Raw genomic sequence first — 17,604 nt, 5'->3', positions numbered from 1 at the left:
CGTGATCAGGGCGGGGAAGGGAGCACCAGCCCGCCGCCAGTGCTCCCCTCCTTCCCTGCTCCCTCAGCCGACGCGCTCGATCCGCGCGCGCCGGATGAGGAACTTTCCGGGTTCCCGAACCTGTTCGAAGGCCGCGTTGTTGAGCAGCGCGCAGCTGCCCGACACCGACGTCACCGTCACGGTGGTGGACTTCGAGTTGTCGAGGTTCGTCACCTTCAGCTTGGTCCCCGCGGGGAACTGGTTGCTCGACGCCGCCGGCGCACCGGCCTCGCCCGAGAGCGTCACGGTCGAGCCGGCGCACACCACGTCGCCCGTCGCGGCACCGTTCTGGTTCTGCTGCTGCGCCGGAGCCTGCTGTGCGGGCGCCTGCTGGGCCGGAGCCTGTTGCGCCGGAGCCTGCTGGACGGGTGCCGGGGCCGCCTGGCCGTTGTTCGCGACGACGTTCGCGGTGCACTCCGCGACCACCCGCCGTTGCTGGATGAGGTCCACCACCGCCTGGCGGTTGGCGATCCTCGCGGCCGACTGCGCGTCCGGGTTCGCCTGCTGGCCGGCGATGAAGTTCAGGTTGTTCTGCAGCGCGGTGTCGAGTCCCCCGCAGTTCTCCTTGGGTGCCTCGGCCGCGTTGCTCGCGGGGCTGCTCAGCGCGATCGCGGCCGCGGTGACGCCGGAAACGCCCAGCAGCGCGGCCAGGCCGATGGTCGCTCGCTTGCGGTGCCGACCACTACTCAACCGGGGCATGTTCCGTTCCTCTCTGATCACCACCTCATCCGGAATACGGCCCGGTAACGAAGGTGGTTCACCGAGATGCGGGACTTTTTCGCCCTAGTTGCCCGAAGCCGAGGTCACGGGCTCGCCGAGGTGGTCCGGACCACTGACGCGCGCGGCGGTCGCCCGCGCCCACCGGCCGGTGGTGATCAGCCCCAGCGCGAACACCGCCACCCCGCAGCCGGCGATGATCACCCAGCCGGTGCGGCCCGTCCCCGGCGGCAGCCCGTCGCTCGAGGCGACGACCACGCCGACCACGGCCACGCCGAGGGAGATCCCGATCTGGCGGCTGGTCGAGGCGACGGCCGCGGCGAGCCCGGCGCGCTCACGCGGCATGCCGGACACCGCGGCGTTCGTGATCGGTGCGTTGAGCATGCCGAACCCGGCGCCGAAGCACACGTAACCCAGCATCAGCACGGGAATCGGGGTCGTCGGGCTGATCCCGGAGAGCACGATCCCCGACGCCGCGATCCCCGCGCCGGCGACGAGCAGCGGCAGCCGCGGGCCGCGCGCGCCGACGAGCCGGCCGGACAGTGGGGCGAACACCGCCGTCACCGCCGCCATCGGCAGCGTCAGCAGACCCGCGTCCAGCGCGGACAGCCCGCGGGCGTCCTGCAGGTAGAGCGAGTTGAGGAACAGGAAGCCCGACAGCGCCGCGAGCCCCGTGACGGCGGTCAGCGTCGCGCCGGAGAACGGCACGCTGCGGAAGAACTTCAGGTCCAGCAACGGATCCCGGCGACGGCGTTCGTAGGGCAGCAGCACGGCCAGCGCCACCGCGGCGAGCACGAAACAGCCGACGATCTCCGGCGAACCCCAGCCGGCGCCGCGCCCTTCGATGATCCCGTAGGTGACCGACGCCAGCAGGACGATGACCAGCAGCTGCCCCACCGGGTCCAGTCGGCGCGGGTACGGGGACCGCGACTCGGGGACGAACACCGCCGTGAGCACGATCGCGGCCACCCCGACCGGGACGTTGATCCAGAAGATCGAGCGCCAGCCCGCCCAGTCGACGAGCGCGCCGCCGAGCACCGGCCCGACGGCCATGCTCAGCCCGACGACCCCCGCCCAGACGCCGATCGCGCGGGCGCGTTCGCGGGGTTCGGTGAAGATGTTGGTGACGATGGACAGCGCGACCGGGTTGAGCATCGAGCCGCCGATCGCCTGCAGCGCACGGAACGCGACGAGCGAGCCGATGTTCGGCGCGATCCCGCACAGCAGCGAACCGAGGCTGAACAGGGCCAGGCCGGTCTGGAACGTCCGGCGGCGGCCGATGCGGTCCGCCGTCGAGCCCGAGAGCATGAGCAAGCTGGCCAGCACGAGCGTGTACGCGTCGATCGTCCACTGCAGACTGGACACCGACGCGCCCAGCTCGCGGCGGATCGACGGCAGCGCGAGATTCACGATCGTGTTGTCGAGCCCGACGATGAACAGGCTCATGCAGCAGACGGCGAGGACCACCCGCCGCCGGACCGGCTGTGGCACCCCGCACCCCGCTCAGTTGTCAGCGACAATACTTAGCACTGTACAACTAATTTTCCGCGGGGCCGGGTGACCCGAACCACGCCCGTCAGGCCGGGAACAGCTCCGTGAGCCGGGCCAGCGTCTTCTCGATGCCCTGGGCGTTCTTGCGCGGGAACGGGCTGAGGCTGATCGCGAGCGGGAACTTCGCCGTCGACCAATCGAACGTCTCGGTGACCTCGGTGCGGCCGCCGTCGAGGGGCTCGAGGCGCCAGCGCCAGCGGTGGCCGTTGAAGTGGCGCCACGCGATCAGGCGGCTTTCTTCGTACTCGACCACGGTGTTGAGGACCTTGTAGGACGCGCCCATCTTCATGTCCATGCCGAACTTCGTGCCGAGCGCGAGCCGGTCCGGGCCCCCCGGCTGGGGCGCCCGGACCGTGCCCGATCCGTCGATGAGCGGGTGCTGGGCCGGATCGGCCAGGAGCCCGAAGATCTTCTCCGGGGTCGTGGCGACGATCGTGGTGCGTGAGACCTGACGGCTTCCCATCACCCGAGCCTAGATCACTTGGTCGTCTTGAGTACGACCGTGCGCTGGTCCAGCGGCGCGGCCAGCGCGACGGAGATCACCGGGAACCGGATGTCCATCGTGCACATCTGGCCGGTCTGCGCCTTCGTCTCGCTCAGGTTGACGACGACGCGGTCGCCGGCCTGCTCGGTCGCCTCGCCGAGGGCGTGGCCGCAGCCGCCCTCCTGGGCGCGGATGTTGAGGATCGTGCCGCCGTTGGCCGTCCACACCTCGTGCGGGTAGCCGGCCGGCAGCGCCGCCGCGTCGACCTTGTTCGGCGGCACCGGGGTACTGCCTTCGGGCACGGTGAGCCGGGGTTTGCCCGGCGGGTTCGCCGAGGGCGCCGTCGGCAGCACCGACTCGCTCGGCGACGTCGAAACGCTGCCGGAGGGGGCCACGGAGTCACCCCCGGAAGCGGGCTGGCTGGTGGGCATGTCCTGGCCGGCGCAGGCCGTCGCCATCAAGAGGAGTGCGCCTGTCCCGACCACCTTCGCTGAGTACCTCATGCGTCCAGGACGGAACGGGTCCCGCACGGGGTTGCACGAAGATCGGTGACAATTAGGGAAGTACGTACTAATGTAGTGCTTCATCATGAAGCACGTAGATTTCACTCGTGACCCGGCCGGCCGGTTGTTCGACCCGGAGGTCCGGACGGCGCTCGCCGAGTTCGCCGTCGACGACGACACGGGCCTGCTGGAAGCGGCCGCGGCCGTCCGGACCGCCGCGCGGGGGCTGGACTGGCTGCGCTCGCACGGGACGGACAGCCGCGGGCTGAGCCCGGGCGCCCTCGACATCCTGATCCGGATCGGCGGCAGCGAAGCCGGGATCAGCATCAAGGACCTGGCCGGTGCCGCCGGGGTGAGCTCGCGGAACGTGACCGGCCTGGTGGACACGCTCGAGCGGGGCGGGCTCGCCGAGCGCGTCCCCGCCCCGGCGGACCGGCGGTCCGTGCTCGCCCGGATCACCCCGGCCGGGCGGACGTGGCTCGAGGAGTTCCGGCGCCCGTCCCAGGCGGCCATGGCGGCCGTCTTCCGCGGCTTCACCCCCGACGAAACCGCGGTGCTGCGGCACTTGTGCCTGCGTGTCGTGGAAAACCAGCACCACTTGGCCCGCTACCTGGAGGAACGGAAATGACGACCCGCGAGACTGTTCAGGCCTACCACCGGGCGAGGTTCGCCGGCGACGTGCCCGCCGCGGCTGCTCGCCTCGCCGACGCGTTCACCTTCGAAAGCCCGCTGCTCAGCGCCGACGCCGACGGTCACCTGGCCGGCCTCGCCGGCTTCCTCCAGGTGGTCTCGGGCGTGGAGATGATCAGCGAGCTGTACGGTGAATCGGAGGCCACGCTCGTCTACGACGTCCACACCGCGACGCCGGTGGGCACACAACGCACGGCGGAGCACTTCCGCCTCCAGGACGGCCGGATCGAGGCCATCACGCTGATCTTCGACGCCACCCGCTGGCACCCGATCATGGCCGCGGCCCAGCACCCTGAGTGAGCCAAAATCGCCACTTTCCCTACGAAAGATGCGTGTTTACGCGGGGCCGAGGTGACCCCTTCGTGGGGAATGCCACTTTGGAGTGATCTCGGGGCGTCAGCCTTGGCGGAGGACGACCGTGCGGGTGCCGAGGGGCGCGGCCAGCGCCAGCGGGATGCTGATCTCCTTGATGTAGTCCGGGCACATCTGGCCCTTCGTCCCGGACGTCACCGTGATCAGCACGACCACCTGCGCCACGCTCTGCTCGCCGACCCGGGCCGAGACGCGGCGGCACCCGCCCTCCTCCGCGCCCAGCAGCACCGTCTTGCCGTCCAGGCTGCGGGTCAGCGTGCGGGGGTAGCCCTCCGGCAGCCCCCGCGCGTCGACCTGCGTCTCGGCGATGACGTCGTCGCCCGGCGCGATGCCCTGCGTCGGGCGGCCGACCGTACCCGGGGGCGGCGGGTCGAACGTCGGCGTCAGCGTGCCCGGCGACGTCGGTGCTGTCGTCGGCGTCTCCGGTCCCGTGCTGCTGACCGGCGGAGCCGACGAAGCTGACGGGGCCCCGGCCCCGGTCGAAGAAGCCCCGCACGCCGTCATCGTGACCAGCAGCAGGCCCGTCCCCAGCAGTTCCACCGCGTTGCGCATACGTCCAGGACGGAACGCGGGGGCGTCTGGTTGCACGGCGCCTCCCAAGCGGCCCGGAACGTCACCGATGGGCGGCTCGTCCCCGGACCAGGCCCAGCAGGCTGACGCCTGCCAGCGTCACCACCAGCAGCAGCACCGTCGCCGCCGAAGCGAGGAACACCTGGCCGCGGTCGGTCAGCGCGAAGATGCTCGCCGGGAGCGTGCGCCAGTCCGGCGGGTACAGCATCATCGTCGCGCCCAGCTCCCCCATCGACATCGCCAGCGCGAGGCTCGCCGACGCCGTCATCGCCGGCAGCAGCACCGGGACGCGCACCCGCAGCAGCACCCGCACCGGCGACGCGCCGAGCGAGGCCGCGGCCTGCGCGAGCTGCGGGTCGACGCGGGCCAGCGCCGCGGAGACCGTGCTGTAGGCGAACGGCAGCAGGATCAGCAGGTGCCCGAGCAGCACGATCCACCGCGTCCCGTTGAACGCCAGCGGCGGCCGGCTGAACGCGACCAGCAGCGCCAGGCCGAGCACCACCGACGGCACCGCGATCGGCAGGTGGAACACCGTGTCGGTGAGCCGCCGCAGCCGTCGCGGCGCGGTCTCCGCCGCCAGCGCGGCCCACGTGCCGATCAGCACCGCCGCGGCGCCCGCGAGCACGCCCGTCTGGACGCTGACCGCCAGGCTCGCGAACGTCTCCCCCGACAACGCCTCCGTGTAGTGGCCGAGGGTGAACCCGCCCGGCAGCACGCCGGTCCAGTGCCCGGCGACCGACGCGAGCACGATCATCACCAGCGGCGCCGCGACGACCACCGCGAACAGCACACCGAACACCAGCCACAGCAGCGCCTTGCTACGCCGCGTCCACAGCAGCACCGCGGCTCCTTCCGCTCAGCATCCGGTAAGTCCCGTACAGCAGCAGGGAGATCGCGACGTCGACCAGCGCGACGACGCTCGCCGCCGGGAAGTCGAACGTGACCATCCCCTTGCCGTACACCAGCATCGGCAACGTCGTGACGCCCTTCGCGCCGAGGAACAGCACGATCCCGAACTCGTTCAGCGCGAGCAGCAGCGTCAGGCACGCACCCGACGCCAGCGACGGCAGCGCCGCGGGCAGCACGACCCGCCACAGCACCCGGCCGGGACGCGCGCCCAGTGCCGCCGCGACGTCCAGCTGCACGCCCGGGACCTGGCTGAACGCCGCGAGCGCCGGGCGCATCACGAACGGCGTGTAGAAGGTGATCTCGGCCAGCAGCACACCCCACGGCGAGTACAGGAACCCGCCGGCGCCGAAGACGCCCGCGCTGCCGTAGAGGAACGTGAACGCCAGCGCGATGAGGAACGACGGGAACGCCAGCACGGTGTCGACCAGCCGCGACAGCGTCCGCGCCCCGGGGAACGGGACGAACGCGACGACCAGCGCGAAGAACGTGCCGAGCAGCACGCAGCCGGTGGTCGCGCCCAGCGCCAGCAGCACTGTCTGCCAGGCCGCGTCCTGGAACTCGGCGGAGCCGAGCACCTCGGCCCACTTCGCCAGGCCGAAGCCGTTGTCCGTGGTCAGGGACTGCCCGGCCACCAGGACCAGCGGGTAGCCGAAGAAGACGGCCACGACCACCAGCGGCGGCAGCAACCAGAGCCCACGGCCGCGCCGCCCGGACGCCCGCCGCGGCGCCGGGGACACCGTGGCTTCGAGCGCCAGGCCGGTCATGAGCCGACTCCGACCAGCGGGCAACCGTCCGGAATGGACACTCCCACCGGGGTGCCCACCGCCAGCCCGGCGACGTCCGGGACCTCGGCGCGGATCGTGCCGCCCGTCGCCGCCAGTTCCAGGTCGAGGCGGTAGCCCGTGCCGCGCCACTGGACCGCGCGGACCAGCGCCGGGAGCGTGTCCGCGCCGGGTTCGCCGACGCCGACCCGGTGCGGGCGCACCCCGAGCGCCACCGCCTGCCCGGGGCTCAGCGCGCCGGTCGGCTCGGCGGTCAGCACGCGCTCGCCGAGCCGGACGGTCGACGGCGTCCCGGCGCGGATCACCTCGACCGGGATGAGGTTGGCCGCGCCGAGGAAGCTCGCGGTGAACCCGTCGGCCGGGCGCCGGTAGAGCTGTTCGCACGGACCGGTCTCGACCAGCCGGGAGTCGCGCATGACGGCGATCCGGTCGGCCAGCGCGAGGGCCTCGCCCTGGTCGTGGGTGACGTAGACCAGCGTCGTGTCCGGCAGTTCGGCGCGCAGCCGCAGCAGCTCCGCGATCATGTCCTCGCGCAGCGCGGCGTCCAATGCGGACAGTGGCTCGTCGAGCAGCAGGACGTCCGGCCGGATGGCCAGTGCCCTGGCGAGCGCGACCCGCTGCTGCTGCCCGCCCGACAGCTCGCGCGGGTACCGCCGGGCGTAGGCGCCCATGCCGACGAGGTCGAGGACTTCGGCGACGCGCGCGGCGACCTCGGCGCGCGGGGCCCGGCGCGCGTTGAGTCCGAAGGCGACGTTCGCGGCGACGCGCATGTGGGGGAACAGCGCGTAACTCTGCACGACGACGCCGAGGCCGCGCCGGTGCGGCGGCAGGTCGGTGACGTCGCGTCCGGCCAGGAACACCCGGCCCGAGCTGGGCCGTACGAACCCTGCGAGGGCCTTGAGCGCCGTCGACTTGCCGGAACCGGACGGCCCGAGCAGGGCCAGCGTCTCGCCGCGGGCCACGGCGAGGTTCAGCGAGTCCAGCGCCGTCGTCCGTCCGAAGTGGACGGATACGTCGCGGAACTCGACCGCCGGGGTCATCGGCCGACGGCCTTCTTGTACGCGGCGATGTCGGCGTCGAGCTTGCCGAGCACGGCGGTCCAGTCCGGGTTCCAGATGTCGACGCCCTGCAGCGCGGCCTGGATCTTGCCGGCGTTGGCGCCGGTCGCCGTGACGCCGGCGCGGGCGGGGATGCCGAACGCGTCGGCGGTCTTGGCCTGGACCGCGGGCGAGAGCAGGAAGTCGAGGAGCTTCTTCGCCTCGTCCGCGTGCGGCGCGTTCGTGACGAGCCCGGCGTAGTAGGGCAGCGCGAACGTCGAGCGCTTGCCCTGGGCGTCCGCCGGGAAGAAGACGTCGAAGCCGCCGCTCTTGGCGATCTCGGCGAGGTTCATCTGGACGTCGCCGTTGGCCACCAGCAGCTCACCCTTGGCCACCTTCGGCTGCAGCTTGCCGGTGGACGACGACGGCCCGGCGTTGTTCGCCTCCAGCTTGCCGAGGTAGTCGAGCGCGCCCTGCTCCCCCAGCACGTGCTGGAGCTGCAGCAGCACCGCGGTGCCGTCGCCGGCCTCGCCGGGCGTCGAGTACTGGACCTTGCCCTTGAGCTTCGGGTCGAGCAGGTCGTCCCAGGTCTTCGGGGTGGCGCCCGGGTTGTGGATGAAGCTGAGGTAGTTGTTCATCATCGCGAAGTAACGGCCCTGCGGGTCCTTGTCCGCCACCTGGTCCCCGCCCGCCGGGGTGTACGGCTGCAGGAGACCGGCGACGCGCTGGATGAACGGCGGCAGCGTGACGAGGACGTCGGCCTTGGTGTTGGCCTTCTCCTTTTCGACGCGCGAGGCGACCTCGCCGGAGCCGGCCGTCACGGCTTCGACGGTGATGCCGGTCTGCTGCTTGAACTCCGCGAACCGGGCGGTGTACCAGTCTTCCAGTCCGTCCACCGTGTACACGGTGACGGTCTTGCCGCCGGCGGACGCGGCGCCGGTGCCACCGCAGGCGGCGAGCAGGCCGGTCAGCGCCACGGCGAGCACGGCGATGGTCTTTCTCATCGGTTTTCTCCTAGCACGGCGGGAAGTTCGCGAACGGAATCGAGGACGTGGGTGGCTTCGAGGAGGTCTTCGCGGCGGCCCGCGCCGGTGAGGACGCCGGCGACGACCGACGCGCCCGCACGGCGGCCGCACAGGACGTCGGACGCGGTGTCGCCGACGACGGCGATCCGCCGCACGTCGGTGACTTCGAGCCGCAGGGCGGCGGTGAGGACGAGGTCGGGGAACGGGCGGCCGCGCACGCCGGCACCGGGGGCGAGCGCGAGGTCGGCCAGGTCGCGCCAACCGAGCGCGTCGAGGATGGCCAGCTGGGTCGCCGGGGCGAAGCCGGTGGTGAAGGCGACCTTGACGCCGTCCTCGCGCAGGCCGCGGACGACGTCTTCGGCGCCGTCGATCGGGGTGCACGCGCCGCCGCGCACGAGGTCGCCGTACGCGCCTTCGAACGCGGCGTTGGCTTGCTGCGCAAGGGTTTCGTCGTTGAGCAGGGCGCGGAAGACGGTGATCTTCGACTGGCCCATGGTGTCGATGACGTACTGGAGCATGTCCGGGTAGCGCTCATCGGGCACGCCGATGGCGCGGATCGCTTCGGTGAAGGCGCGGACGACGAGGCCGTCGTCCGCGACGGTCGTGCCGGCCATGTCCAGGACGACGAGTTCGGTGGTCACAGGTTCAGCTCCGCGGCGGTGTCTTCGGCGATGGCGGGGGCGCAGGTCATGCCGCGGCCACCCGGCCCGGTGACGAGCAAGGCGTTGTCCGCGACGCGCTCCCGGTGCACGATCCGGCCGGTGTCGGTGGTCTGCGCGTAGACGCCGGCCCAGCGGCGCCGGATGCGCGGCAGCGGCCTTCCGAGCAGCGCCGACGCGACGTCGGCGAGGTGCTCGTACGGGTCTTCGGTGACGTCGAAGGCGAACGGCTCGTCGTACTCGTGGGTGTCACCGATGGTGAGGGAGCCGTCGAGCCGCTGGACGAGCAGCAGCTGCATGCGGTGTTCCGCCGCGACGTCCCCCTGCGGCTGCGTTTCCGCCAGCGTGTCGAGGGCCGGCCCGCGGTAGGCGGGGTAGTAGCGGAAGCTGTCGCCGTCGGCGACGCTCGTGGTCAGCTCCTCACCGAGCGGCTCGGTCTGCGCCATCTGCAGCCGCACCTTGCGCACCGGCGGCTCGCCGGCGAGCTCGCGCACGAGCCCGCCGGTCCACGCGCCGGTGCAGAAGACGACGACGTCACCGTCGTGCCGCTCACCCCGGTCGTCGACGACGCCGGACGCGGTCAGGTGCCGGACCTCCCGGCCGGGCCGCCAGATGTAGCGGCCGCTGCGCTCGAGTTCGGCGCGCAGAGCGGGCTGCGCGACGCGCGGCTCGACGGCGGCATCGCGCTCGCACCACAGCGCGCCGCGGAAGTCCCCGCGCAGAGCCGGATTCAGGTCCTTTGCTTCGGCGGCGTCGAGCAGCTTGTACCCGCGATCGGCGGCCTCCGCGCCCGCGGCCACCTCCTGCGCCACGGCGAGCTCGGCCGCGGTCCGGACGACGGTCAGCGAGCCGTTCGCGCGGAAGCCGAGCCCCGCGACGCGCTCGCCGATCCGCTCCCACAGCGCCCGCGCCCGCAGCGCGGTGTCCAGTTCGGCGCCGGTGGCCCGGCCCCCGACCCAGACCAGGCCGAAGTTGCGCACGGACGCGCCCCGGGCCTCGGGTTCGCGTTCGAGCTGGATGACGTCGTGGCCGCGTTCGACGGCCTGCCAGGCGTGCAGCGTGCCGAGCACGCCACCGCCCACGATGAGGATTCGCACGCCGCCCACGCTCGCGGCCACGCGCCAACGGCGACTGTCCCGACGGCGAACACAGCGTGAAGCGCCATCGAATATTGGACCGGATGAGTTACCATTCTGTTATCACGCCGAACCAGAGGGCCGCGCACCAGCGAGCGCCGGGAGATGTCGAGCAGCCACGGCAGGATCACCGGAGAGAACATCGCTCGAGCCGGTTGTCCACAGGCACGCCGTGATGTGGACAGCGAGGCCCAGCAACGCACATATCCGGCTTCTCGTCGGATACCCCCGATACGATGGACTGGGGACGCCCCCCGGAGAGGGTGGGGGACGTTCTGGGCGCGGCGGCCGCGAACTCGCGTGGGTGCGGCCGACTTCGATCGGCGAACCTCCGCGCAGGACGGCCGCCCGAGCGACGCGGCAGGTCAGTCCACGCGGCCCAGGCGGGTCATGAAGCTCAGCCGGTCGCCGCGGTACAGCGAGCGCACGCGCTCGAACGGCGCGCCGTCCGGGCCCCACGACACGCGGTGCATCAGCAGCATCGGCAGGGCCGGGTTCGTGCCGATCAGCAGCGCCTCGCGCGGGGTCGCGAGCACCGTTTCGACGCGCTCCTCGGCGCCGTCGAAGACCACGCCGAGCCGCTGGCTCAAGCACGCGTAGAGGGACTGCTCCGGGTCGAAGACGTCCATCAACGTCGGAAACCGGGCCGCGAGGAGATATGTCGACTCCAGGCCGACGCGTTCCTCGTCGGCCAGCAGGACGCGCTCGATGTGGATCACCTCGGCGTCCGACGTGACCTGCAGGTCGGCCGCCAGCGCGCTGCCGGCGACGCGCCGCTCCAGCGTCACCACGTTGCGGCCGGGGCGGATGCCCTGGCGCCGCAGGCCCTCGGTGTAGCTGACCAGGGCGAGCGGCTGGATGAGCTTCGGGCCGGCGACGTACGTGCCGCTCCCCTGCCGCCGGCTGAGCTTGCCTTCGAGGACCAGCTCGCTGACCGCCTGCCGCACCGTCGCCCGCGACACCTCGAACCGCTCGCACAGTTCCCGTTCCGTGGGCAGCACCGAGCCTTCGCCGAGTTCCGCGATCACCGCCAGCAGTTCGACTTTGACCGCGTAGTAACGCGGGACACGGCCGTGCTCGGGAATCCCGTCGAGCACGGGACCGTCGGCGGACAGGCGGGAATAACGCGAAGGGGCGGGCACGGAATCGACCCTATTGCCTTACGCCGACGCCGTGGTTGGCTGTGGCGCGTAACACGGCCGACTCACGGAGGATCACCCGGATGCGCTCGGCACCACTGACTCGCCGGCTCGGCCTCGCCGACGCCGTTTTCCTGGGCCTGGGCTCGATGATCGGCGCCGGCGTGTTCGCCGCGTTCGCGCCGGCGGCGCACGCCGCGGGGGCCGGGCTGCTGCCCGCGCTGGTCGTCGCGGCCGTCGTCGCGTACTGCAATGCGACGTCTTCCGCGCGGCTCGCGGCGATTCATCCGGAATCCGGCGGAACCTACGTATACGGCCGGGAAAGGCTCGGTGAATTCTGGGGCTACCTCGCGGGCTGGGGATTCGTCACGGGCAAGACGGCCAGTTGCGCGGCGATGGCGCTGACCATCGTCGCCTACGCCGCGCCGGGGCTCGGGCAGCCGTGGCGGAGCCTCCTCGCCGTCGCGGTGGTGGCCGCGCTCACCGGCGTCAACTACTTCGGCGTCCACCGCTCGGCGCTGGCGACGCGGGTGATCGTGACGTGCACGCTGCTCGTGCTCACCGTCGCGGCGGTCACCATGGGTCTGGGTCCGCACGCGAGCGGCCCGCTCGTCGCCTGGCCCGGCACCGGCGGGATCCTCGAAGCGGCCGGGCTGCTCTTCTTCGCCTTCGCGGGCTACGCACGGCTCGCGACGCTCGGTGAGGAGGTCCGCGACCCCGCTCGCACCATTCCGCGCGCCATCCCGATCGCCCTGGGCGTCACCCTGGTCGTCTACGCCGCGCTCGCGGTGCTGCTGCTCGTCCGGCTCGGCCCGGCCGCCCTCGCCGCGAGCCCGGACCCGATCGCGGCCGCCGTCCCGGGCTGGTTCGCGCCGGTCGTCCGCGTCGGCGCGGCGCTGGCGGCGCTCGGCTCGCTGCTCGCGCTCGTCCTCGGCGTCTCGCGTACGACCCTGGCGATGAGCCGCGACGGCCACCTCCCCCGGTTCCTCGCCGCCGTGCACCCGCGCTACGGCGTGCCGCACCGGGCCGAACTGGCCGTCGGGCTGGTCGTCGCCGTGCTCGCGGCGACGCTCGACCTGCGCGCCGCGATCGGCTTCTCGTCCTTCGCCGTCTTGAGCTACTACGCGATCGCGAACGCGGCGGCGCTGACGCTGCGCTCGTCACGCTGGGTCGCCGTGATCGGCTTGGCCGGGTGCGTGGTGCTGGCCTTCAGCCTGCCGTGGACGTCGGTGCTGATCGGCGGTGGCGTGCTGTTACTGGGCGCGTCGGCCTACGGCGTTCGCCGGATCCGCCGGTGAGAAATCACCCAACCGCCCGAAACATCCGAAGAAAGTCGGTTGTCCGGGTGTGCGGACACCTGGTGTAGTCGTGGGGCCGCCGTCGGCAACCGCTTCCTTTGTGGACACTGGAAGGACTGATCCCCTTGGCTCCCAAGCGCTGGTTCACCCTGCTCAGAAACGTCACCACCGCCGTAGCGGCCGTCGCCGCGGCCGCGTCGTTCGCCACCCCGGCGATCGCCACCGCCGCCCAGCCGCCGTCCACCGACGTCGTCGGCGGGACCCGGGCCGCCCAGGGCGAATTCCCGTTCATGGTGCGGCTTTCCATGGGCTGCGGCGGCGCGCTCTACACCAACCAGATCGTGCTGACGGCCGCGCACTGCGTCAGCCGGACCGGCTCGAACACGTCGATCACGGCGACGGTCGGCGTGGTCGACCTCAACAGCACGAGCGCCAAGAAGATCAAGTCGACCTACGTCTACCAGTCCCCCACCTACGGCACCTCGACCGGCGGCGACTGGGCGCTGATCAAGCTCGCCAGCCCGGTCACCGGCCTCTCGACGCTGCCGATCGCGTCGACGTCGACCTACAACACCGGCACGTTCACCGTGGCCGGCTGGGGCGCGGCGACCGAGGGTGGCGCGCAGCAGCGTTACCTGCTGAAGGCGACCGTCCCGTTCGTGGCCGACAGCACCTGCGCCGCCCAGGGCGGCAGCTACCCCGACCTGATCCCGAGCGCGGAGATCTGCGCGGGCAACCTGAGCGCGGGCGGCGTCGACACCTGCCAGGGTGACTCCGGCGGCCCGATGTTCCGCCGGGACAACAACAACGCCTGGATCCAGGTCGGCATCGTCAGCTGGGGTGACGGCTGCGCCCGGCCGCACGCCCCCGGCGTCTACACCGAGGTGAGCACGTTCGCGTCGAAGATCGCCGCGGCCGCCGCTTCTCTCTAGCCCAAAGCCGTGAAGGCCTCCTTACCGGCTCTTATGGCCGGTAAGGAGGCCTTCACGGCTTTCAGCGGGTCTTGTCCAACCGGGACAGTGCGGCTTCGTAGCCGGTCACCAGGTCCGCGACGACGTCGGCGACCGGGCGGACGCCGTTCATCCGGCCGACGATCTGGCCGACCGGCATCGAGACCACCGTCGGGTCGCTCGCCGCGTGGATCCGGTTGTGCGCGTGGGAAACCAGCAGGTTCTGCAACGGCATCGGCAACGGCTCGGGCGCGTCCGCCGCGGCCCAGGCCTCCGTCCAGCGCGTCTTCAGCAGCCGCGCCGGCTTGCCGGTGTAGATCCGCGTGCGGACGGTGTCCGACGACGTCGCCGCGACCAGCGCCTGCTGCATCGCCGCCGACTCGCCCATCGTCTGCAGGTACTCCTCGGTGGCGAGCCAGTACGAGCCCATCCAGACCCCGGACGCGCCGAGCGCGAGCGCCGCGGCGACCTGGCGGCCGGACCCGATCCCGCCGGCGGCGAGCACCGGCACGTCGACGGCGTCGACGATCTCCGGCACCAGCACCATCGACGCGATCTCACCGGTGTGCCCGCCGGCCTCGTAGCCCTGCGCCACCACGAAGTCGACGCCGTTCTCGACGTGCCGGACCGCGTGCTGGGCCTTCCCGGCGAGCGCGGCGACCGGGATGCCGCGGTCGTGGCACTGGCCGATGACGTCGGGGGGCGGCGAGCCGAGCGCGTTCGCGATCAGCTTGATCGGGTGGTTGAGCGCGACCTCGACGTGCGACCGGGCGACCGAGTGCAGCCAGCCCAGGACGCCCGCCCGTTCGTCGGTGTCGTCCGGCAGCGGCGGCACCGCGAGGTCGCGCAGCACGCGGTCGACGAACTCGCGGTGGCCGTCCGGGATCATCTTCGCGAGGTCGACCTGGGTGCCCTCGGCGGGGATCTTCGCCGGCATGACGATGTCGACGCCGTAGGGCTTGCCGCCGGTGTTCTCGTCCATCCAGGTGAGCACCCGGTCGAGCTCGGCCGCGTCGTTGAACCGGACGCAGCCGAGCACCCCGAGCCCGCCGGCCCGGCTCAGCGCCGCGGCGACGTGCTCCGAAGGCGTGAACCCGACGATCGGCAGGTCGATGCCGAGCCGGTCGCACAGCGATGTCCGCACTCGTGTTCCTCCTCAGACGTGCTGGGCCGTGGCCGGGTCGTGCTCGGCCGCGTAGCGCTGGGCCCACGGGTAGTCCGGTTTGCCGCTCGGCGAGCGGCCGATCTCGGCCGTCAGCCACACGGTGCGCGGCACCTTGTACCCGGCGACCTCGTGGCGGACGTGCTCGTCGATCCCGGCGAGGTCCGGCTCGGCGCCCTCCCGGAGCTGGATGACGGCGGCGACGCGTTGGCCGGTCCGCGCGTCCGGGATGCCGATGACGAGCGCGTCGAAGACGTCGGGATGGGACTTCAGCGCCCCTTCGACCTCTTCGGGGTAGACCTTCTCGCCGCCGGTGTTGACGCACTGGGAGCCGCGGCCGAGCAGGGTGACCGTGCCATCCTCTTCGTAGCGCGCGTAGTCGCCGGGGACGACGTACCGGACGTCGTCGATGTCGACGAAGATCGTCTTGCTCTTCTCGGGATCGCCGTAGTAGCCGAGCGGGACGTGCCCGCGTCGGCCGATCAGCCCGATCGCGCCCGCCTTCGGCTCGACCAGGTGGCCGTCGTCGTCGAGCAGGATGGCGTCCTTGCCGAAGCTGACGCGCGGGCCGGCGCTGTGGTCGGAGTCCTTGCCCACCATGCCGATCCCGGTGAAACCGCTTTCGGACGAGCCGATCGCGTCGGTGATCACGGCGTTCGGCACGAGCGCGACGAACTCCTGCTTGACCGACTGCGAGAACAGCGCGGCGTGGCTCGACACGGCGACGAGCGACGACGCGTCATAGTCACCCTCGCGGAAGGCCTCGATGAGCGGGCGCGCCATGGCGTCACCGACGATCGTGAGGACCTGGACCTTGTGCTCCTGCACGGCTTTCCACACCTCGTGCGCGTCGAAGCGCGGCACGAACACCACCGGGCTGCCGGTGAACAACGCGCCGAAGGCGGCCCACTGCGCGGCGCCGTGGATCAGCGGCGCGGCGGGCAGCCGCGTCAGGCTGCCGGACTTGCCCTGCTCGGCGAGCGTCCACTCGTCGGGGACGTACTCGCCGGTGACGAAGTTGATGCCGCCGCCGAGCGCGCGCCAGATGTCCTCGTGGCGCCAGAGGACGCCCTTCGGGTAGCCGGTGGTGCCGCCGGTGTAGAGGATGTAGAGGTCGTCGTTGCTGCGCTCGCCGAAGTCGCGCTCGGGCGACTGCGCTTCGAGCGCTGCTTCGTACTCGACGCCGCCGTAGCTCCCGAAGTCACCGTCGCTGCCGTCTTCGACGACGACAACGTGTTTCAGTTTCGGCGCCTCGGGCAGGACGCCCCGCACCTTGTCGGCGTAGCTTCTCTCGTGCACGAGCGCGACGAGATCGGCGTCCGTGAAGAGGTACGCGAGCTCGCCGTGCACGTAGCGGTAGTTGACGTTGACGGCGATCGCGCGCAGCTTGTACGCGGCGATCATCGCCTCGAGGGCCTCGATCGAGTTGCGGGAGTAGACCCCGATGTGGGATCCGCGTCCCACGCCGTGCGCGGCGAGGTGGTGGGCGAGCCGGTTGGCCCGCGCCTCCAGTTCGGCGAAGGTGACTCGCCGGTCGCCGCACACGACCGCGACGCGCTCCGGCACGGCGTCGACGGCGTGCTCCAGAAGATCCGCGATGTTGAGTGCCACGCCCTCAAAGTAGAACATGTTATCGTTCCGGGCAATGGCACCGCGTTGTTCGAGGAGGTTTCGGTGGGTGAACCGCACGCGCTGGTTTCGCAGGAGGGGGCGACGCTGATCGTCACGATGAACCGCCCGGAGGCCCGCAACGCGATCACGGGCGAGATGATGTCGATCATGGTCGACGCCTGGGACCGGGTGGACTCGGACGACACGATCCGCAGCTGCGTCCTGACCGGCGCCGGGGGTGCGTTCTGCGCCGGGGCCGACCTGAAGTCGATGTCGCGGAACTCGCCGTCCGAGTCGTTCGCCTCGGGCAAGTTCGACCCCGCCCACATCCCGGGGCTCTTGAAGGGCCGTCGCTTGACGAAGCCGCTGATCGCGGCGGTCGAGGGCCCGGCCATCGCGGGCGGCACGGAGATCCTGCAGGGAACGGACATCCGGGTGGCGGGCACTTCGGCCCGGTTCGGAGTGTCCGAGGCCCGCTGGGGCCTGTTCCCGATGGGCGGCTCGGCGGTGCGGCTGCCGCGCCAGATCCCGTACACGGTCGCGGCGGACATCCTGCTGACCGGCCGTCACCTGTCCGCCGCGGAAGCCTTGGCGATCGGCTTGATCGGTCACGTCGTTTCGGACGGCTCCGCGTTGCCCCGGGCTCTCGAGCTGGCCGCGCTGGTCAACGCCAACGGACCGGTCGCGGTGCGCGCGATCCTGCGGACGATCCGGGACACCGAAGGACTCCACGAGGAGGAGGCCTTCAAGCTGGACTCGCAGTACGGCATCGAGGTTTTCGCTTCGGAAGACGCGAAGGAAGGGCCACGGGCCTTCTCTGAGAAGCGCAAGCCGGACTTCCACAACTGCTGACGCCGCAACCCGCGTGGCTGAGCACGTCACTCACGTGATCGAAGACGTAAGTCGCGTGAGTGGGGCCGGAACTCGCGAGTTCCGGTCCCAATCACGTGAGTTACGGCCCCGATCACGC

Annotated in this window: 19 protein-coding genes; 5 read left to right on the top strand and 14 right to left on the bottom strand. The window is 71.6% G+C overall.

What is annotated here, in order from left to right:
- Nucleotides 1–63 precede the first annotated feature (63 nt).
- From ACLJQZ_RS13710 to ACLJQZ_RS13695, 4 genes are all read right to left on the bottom strand, one after another.
- Nucleotides 64–738: a hypothetical protein gene (locus tag ACLJQZ_RS13710; protein WP_410620379.1), complete on the bottom strand. Its 675-nt coding sequence runs from the start codon at nt 736–738 to the stop codon at nt 64–66.
- An 84-nt stretch (nt 739–822) separates the two neighbouring features.
- Nucleotides 823–2,247, bottom strand: coding sequence for an MFS transporter (locus tag ACLJQZ_RS13705; RefSeq protein ID WP_410620378.1), 1,425 nt, complete (start codon nt 2,245–2,247; stop codon nt 823–825).
- Between the two features lie 85 nt (nt 2,248–2,332).
- Entirely contained in the window at nt 2,333–2,770 is a 438-nt protein-coding gene (locus tag ACLJQZ_RS13700) for an SRPBCC family protein (RefSeq protein ID WP_410620377.1), read from the bottom strand.
- 14 nt (nt 2,771–2,784) lie between these two features.
- Nucleotides 2,785–3,276 carry a hypothetical protein gene (locus ACLJQZ_RS13695; RefSeq protein ID WP_410620431.1) on the bottom strand — a complete coding sequence of 164 codons (492 nt, stop codon included), beginning with the start codon at nt 3,274–3,276 and terminating at the stop codon, nt 2,785–2,787.
- 103 nt (nt 3,277–3,379) lie between these two features.
- On the opposite strand from ACLJQZ_RS13695, the gene ACLJQZ_RS13690 reads away from it, so the two are divergent.
- Nucleotides 3,380–3,922 (top strand): MarR family winged helix-turn-helix transcriptional regulator, encoded by a 543-nt coding sequence (locus tag ACLJQZ_RS13690; protein ID WP_410620376.1) that lies wholly within the window; start codon nt 3,380–3,382, stop codon nt 3,920–3,922.
- Entirely contained in the window at nt 3,919–4,284 is a 366-nt protein-coding gene (locus tag ACLJQZ_RS13685) for a hypothetical protein (protein ID WP_410620375.1), read from the top strand. Before ACLJQZ_RS13690 ends, ACLJQZ_RS13685 begins: the two co-directional genes overlap by 4 nt.
- Nucleotides 4,285–4,380: 96 nt before the next feature.
- Here ACLJQZ_RS13685 and ACLJQZ_RS13680 read toward each other — a convergent pair whose 3' ends face one another.
- From ACLJQZ_RS13680 to ACLJQZ_RS13645, 8 genes are all read right to left on the bottom strand, one after another.
- Nucleotides 4,381–4,908 (bottom strand): hypothetical protein, encoded by a 528-nt coding sequence (locus ACLJQZ_RS13680; RefSeq protein ID WP_410620374.1) that lies wholly within the window; start codon nt 4,906–4,908, stop codon nt 4,381–4,383.
- A 61-nt stretch (nt 4,909–4,969) separates the two neighbouring features.
- Complete coding sequence (locus ACLJQZ_RS13675) at nt 4,970–5,767, bottom strand: ABC transporter permease (protein ID WP_410620373.1); 798 nt, start codon at nt 5,765–5,767, stop codon at nt 4,970–4,972.
- Nucleotides 5,745–6,599, bottom strand: a complete 855-nt coding sequence (locus ACLJQZ_RS13670) for a 2-aminoethylphosphonate ABC transporter permease subunit (RefSeq protein ID WP_410620372.1) — start codon at nt 6,597–6,599, stop codon at nt 5,745–5,747. The genes ACLJQZ_RS13675 and ACLJQZ_RS13670 overlap by 23 nt, the downstream gene beginning before the upstream one ends.
- Nucleotides 6,596–7,657, bottom strand: coding sequence for an ABC transporter ATP-binding protein (locus tag ACLJQZ_RS13665; protein ID WP_410620371.1), 1,062 nt, complete (start codon nt 7,655–7,657; stop codon nt 6,596–6,598). Before ACLJQZ_RS13665 ends, ACLJQZ_RS13670 begins: the two co-directional genes overlap by 4 nt.
- Nucleotides 7,654–8,658, bottom strand: a complete 1,005-nt coding sequence (locus ACLJQZ_RS13660; RefSeq protein WP_410620370.1) for a 2-aminoethylphosphonate ABC transporter substrate-binding protein — start codon at nt 8,656–8,658, stop codon at nt 7,654–7,656. Before ACLJQZ_RS13660 ends, ACLJQZ_RS13665 begins: the two co-directional genes overlap by 4 nt.
- A complete protein-coding gene (locus tag ACLJQZ_RS13655; protein WP_410620369.1) occupies nt 8,655–9,320 on the bottom strand; it encodes an HAD family hydrolase in 666 nt (221 codons plus the stop codon). The genes ACLJQZ_RS13660 and ACLJQZ_RS13655 overlap by 4 nt, the downstream gene beginning before the upstream one ends.
- Entirely contained in the window at nt 9,317–10,435 is a 1,119-nt protein-coding gene (locus ACLJQZ_RS13650; RefSeq protein ID WP_410620368.1) for a TIGR03364 family FAD-dependent oxidoreductase, read from the bottom strand. The genes ACLJQZ_RS13655 and ACLJQZ_RS13650 overlap by 4 nt, the downstream gene beginning before the upstream one ends.
- Nucleotides 10,436–10,839: 404 nt before the next feature.
- On the bottom strand, nt 10,840–11,616 hold the full coding sequence (locus ACLJQZ_RS13645) for a GntR family transcriptional regulator (protein WP_410620367.1): 777 nt from the start codon (nt 11,614–11,616) through the stop codon (nt 10,840–10,842).
- Between the two features lie 80 nt (nt 11,617–11,696).
- Here ACLJQZ_RS13645 and ACLJQZ_RS13640 point away from each other — a divergent pair, with 80 nt between their 5' ends.
- Together ACLJQZ_RS13640 and ACLJQZ_RS13635 are read left to right on the top strand one after the other, a co-directional pair.
- Complete coding sequence (locus ACLJQZ_RS13640) at nt 11,697–12,911, top strand: APC family permease (protein ID WP_410620366.1); 1,215 nt, start codon at nt 11,697–11,699, stop codon at nt 12,909–12,911.
- Nucleotides 12,912–13,036: 125 nt separating this feature from the next.
- Nucleotides 13,037–13,843 (top strand): S1 family peptidase, encoded by an 807-nt coding sequence (locus ACLJQZ_RS13635; RefSeq protein WP_247063449.1) that lies wholly within the window; start codon nt 13,037–13,039, stop codon nt 13,841–13,843.
- A 61-nt stretch (nt 13,844–13,904) separates the two neighbouring features.
- Here ACLJQZ_RS13635 and ACLJQZ_RS13630 read toward each other — a convergent pair whose 3' ends face one another.
- Together ACLJQZ_RS13630 and ACLJQZ_RS13625 are read right to left on the bottom strand one after the other, a co-directional pair.
- A complete protein-coding gene (locus ACLJQZ_RS13630) occupies nt 13,905–15,005 on the bottom strand; it encodes a nitronate monooxygenase family protein (RefSeq protein ID WP_326954834.1) in 1,101 nt (366 codons plus the stop codon).
- Nucleotides 15,006–15,017: 12 nt separating this feature from the next.
- Nucleotides 15,018–16,634 carry an acyl-CoA synthetase gene (locus ACLJQZ_RS13625; protein WP_410620365.1) on the bottom strand — a complete coding sequence of 539 codons (1,617 nt, stop codon included), beginning with the start codon at nt 16,632–16,634 and terminating at the stop codon, nt 15,018–15,020.
- Nucleotides 16,635–16,697: 63 nt separating this feature from the next.
- On the opposite strand from ACLJQZ_RS13625, the gene ACLJQZ_RS13620 reads away from it, so the two are divergent.
- Nucleotides 16,698–17,486, top strand: a complete 789-nt coding sequence (locus tag ACLJQZ_RS13620) for a crotonase/enoyl-CoA hydratase family protein (RefSeq protein ID WP_410620364.1) — start codon at nt 16,698–16,700, stop codon at nt 17,484–17,486.
- Nucleotides 17,487–17,604 lie beyond the last annotated feature (118 nt).

It is taken from the genome of Amycolatopsis sp. cmx-8-4, assembly GCF_046548675.1.
Classification (GTDB): domain Bacteria; phylum Actinomycetota; class Actinomycetes; order Mycobacteriales; family Pseudonocardiaceae; genus Amycolatopsis.
The sequence above is the reverse complement of the archived record's forward strand: the minus strand, read 5'-3'. Positions and strand labels throughout refer to the sequence as shown.

Coding starts and splice junctions, on each gene's coding strand:
- ACLJQZ_RS13680 (WP_410620374.1), bottom strand. CDS start 4,908: ATGCGCAACGCGGTGGAACTGCTGGGGACGGGCCTGCTGCTGGTCACG.
- ACLJQZ_RS13710 (WP_410620379.1), bottom strand. CDS start 738: ATGCCCCGGTTGAGTAGTGGTCGGCACCGCAAGCGAGCGACCATCGGC.
- ACLJQZ_RS13665 (WP_410620371.1), bottom strand. CDS start 7,657: ATGACCCCGGCGGTCGAGTTCCGCGACGTATCCGTCCACTTCGGACGG.
- ACLJQZ_RS13700 (WP_410620377.1), bottom strand. CDS start 2,770: ATGGGAAGCCGTCAGGTCTCACGCACCACGATCGTCGCCACGACCCCG.
- ACLJQZ_RS13660 (WP_410620370.1), bottom strand. CDS start 8,658: ATGAGAAAGACCATCGCCGTGCTCGCCGTGGCGCTGACCGGCCTGCTC.
- ACLJQZ_RS13640 (WP_410620366.1), top strand. CDS start 11,697: ATGCGCTCGGCACCACTGACTCGCCGGCTCGGCCTCGCCGACGCCGTT.
- ACLJQZ_RS13690 (WP_410620376.1), top strand. CDS start 3,380: ATGAAGCACGTAGATTTCACTCGTGACCCGGCCGGCCGGTTGTTCGAC.
- ACLJQZ_RS13685 (WP_410620375.1), top strand. CDS start 3,919: ATGACGACCCGCGAGACTGTTCAGGCCTACCACCGGGCGAGGTTCGCC.
- ACLJQZ_RS13670 (WP_410620372.1), bottom strand. CDS start 6,599: ATGACCGGCCTGGCGCTCGAAGCCACGGTGTCCCCGGCGCCGCGGCGG.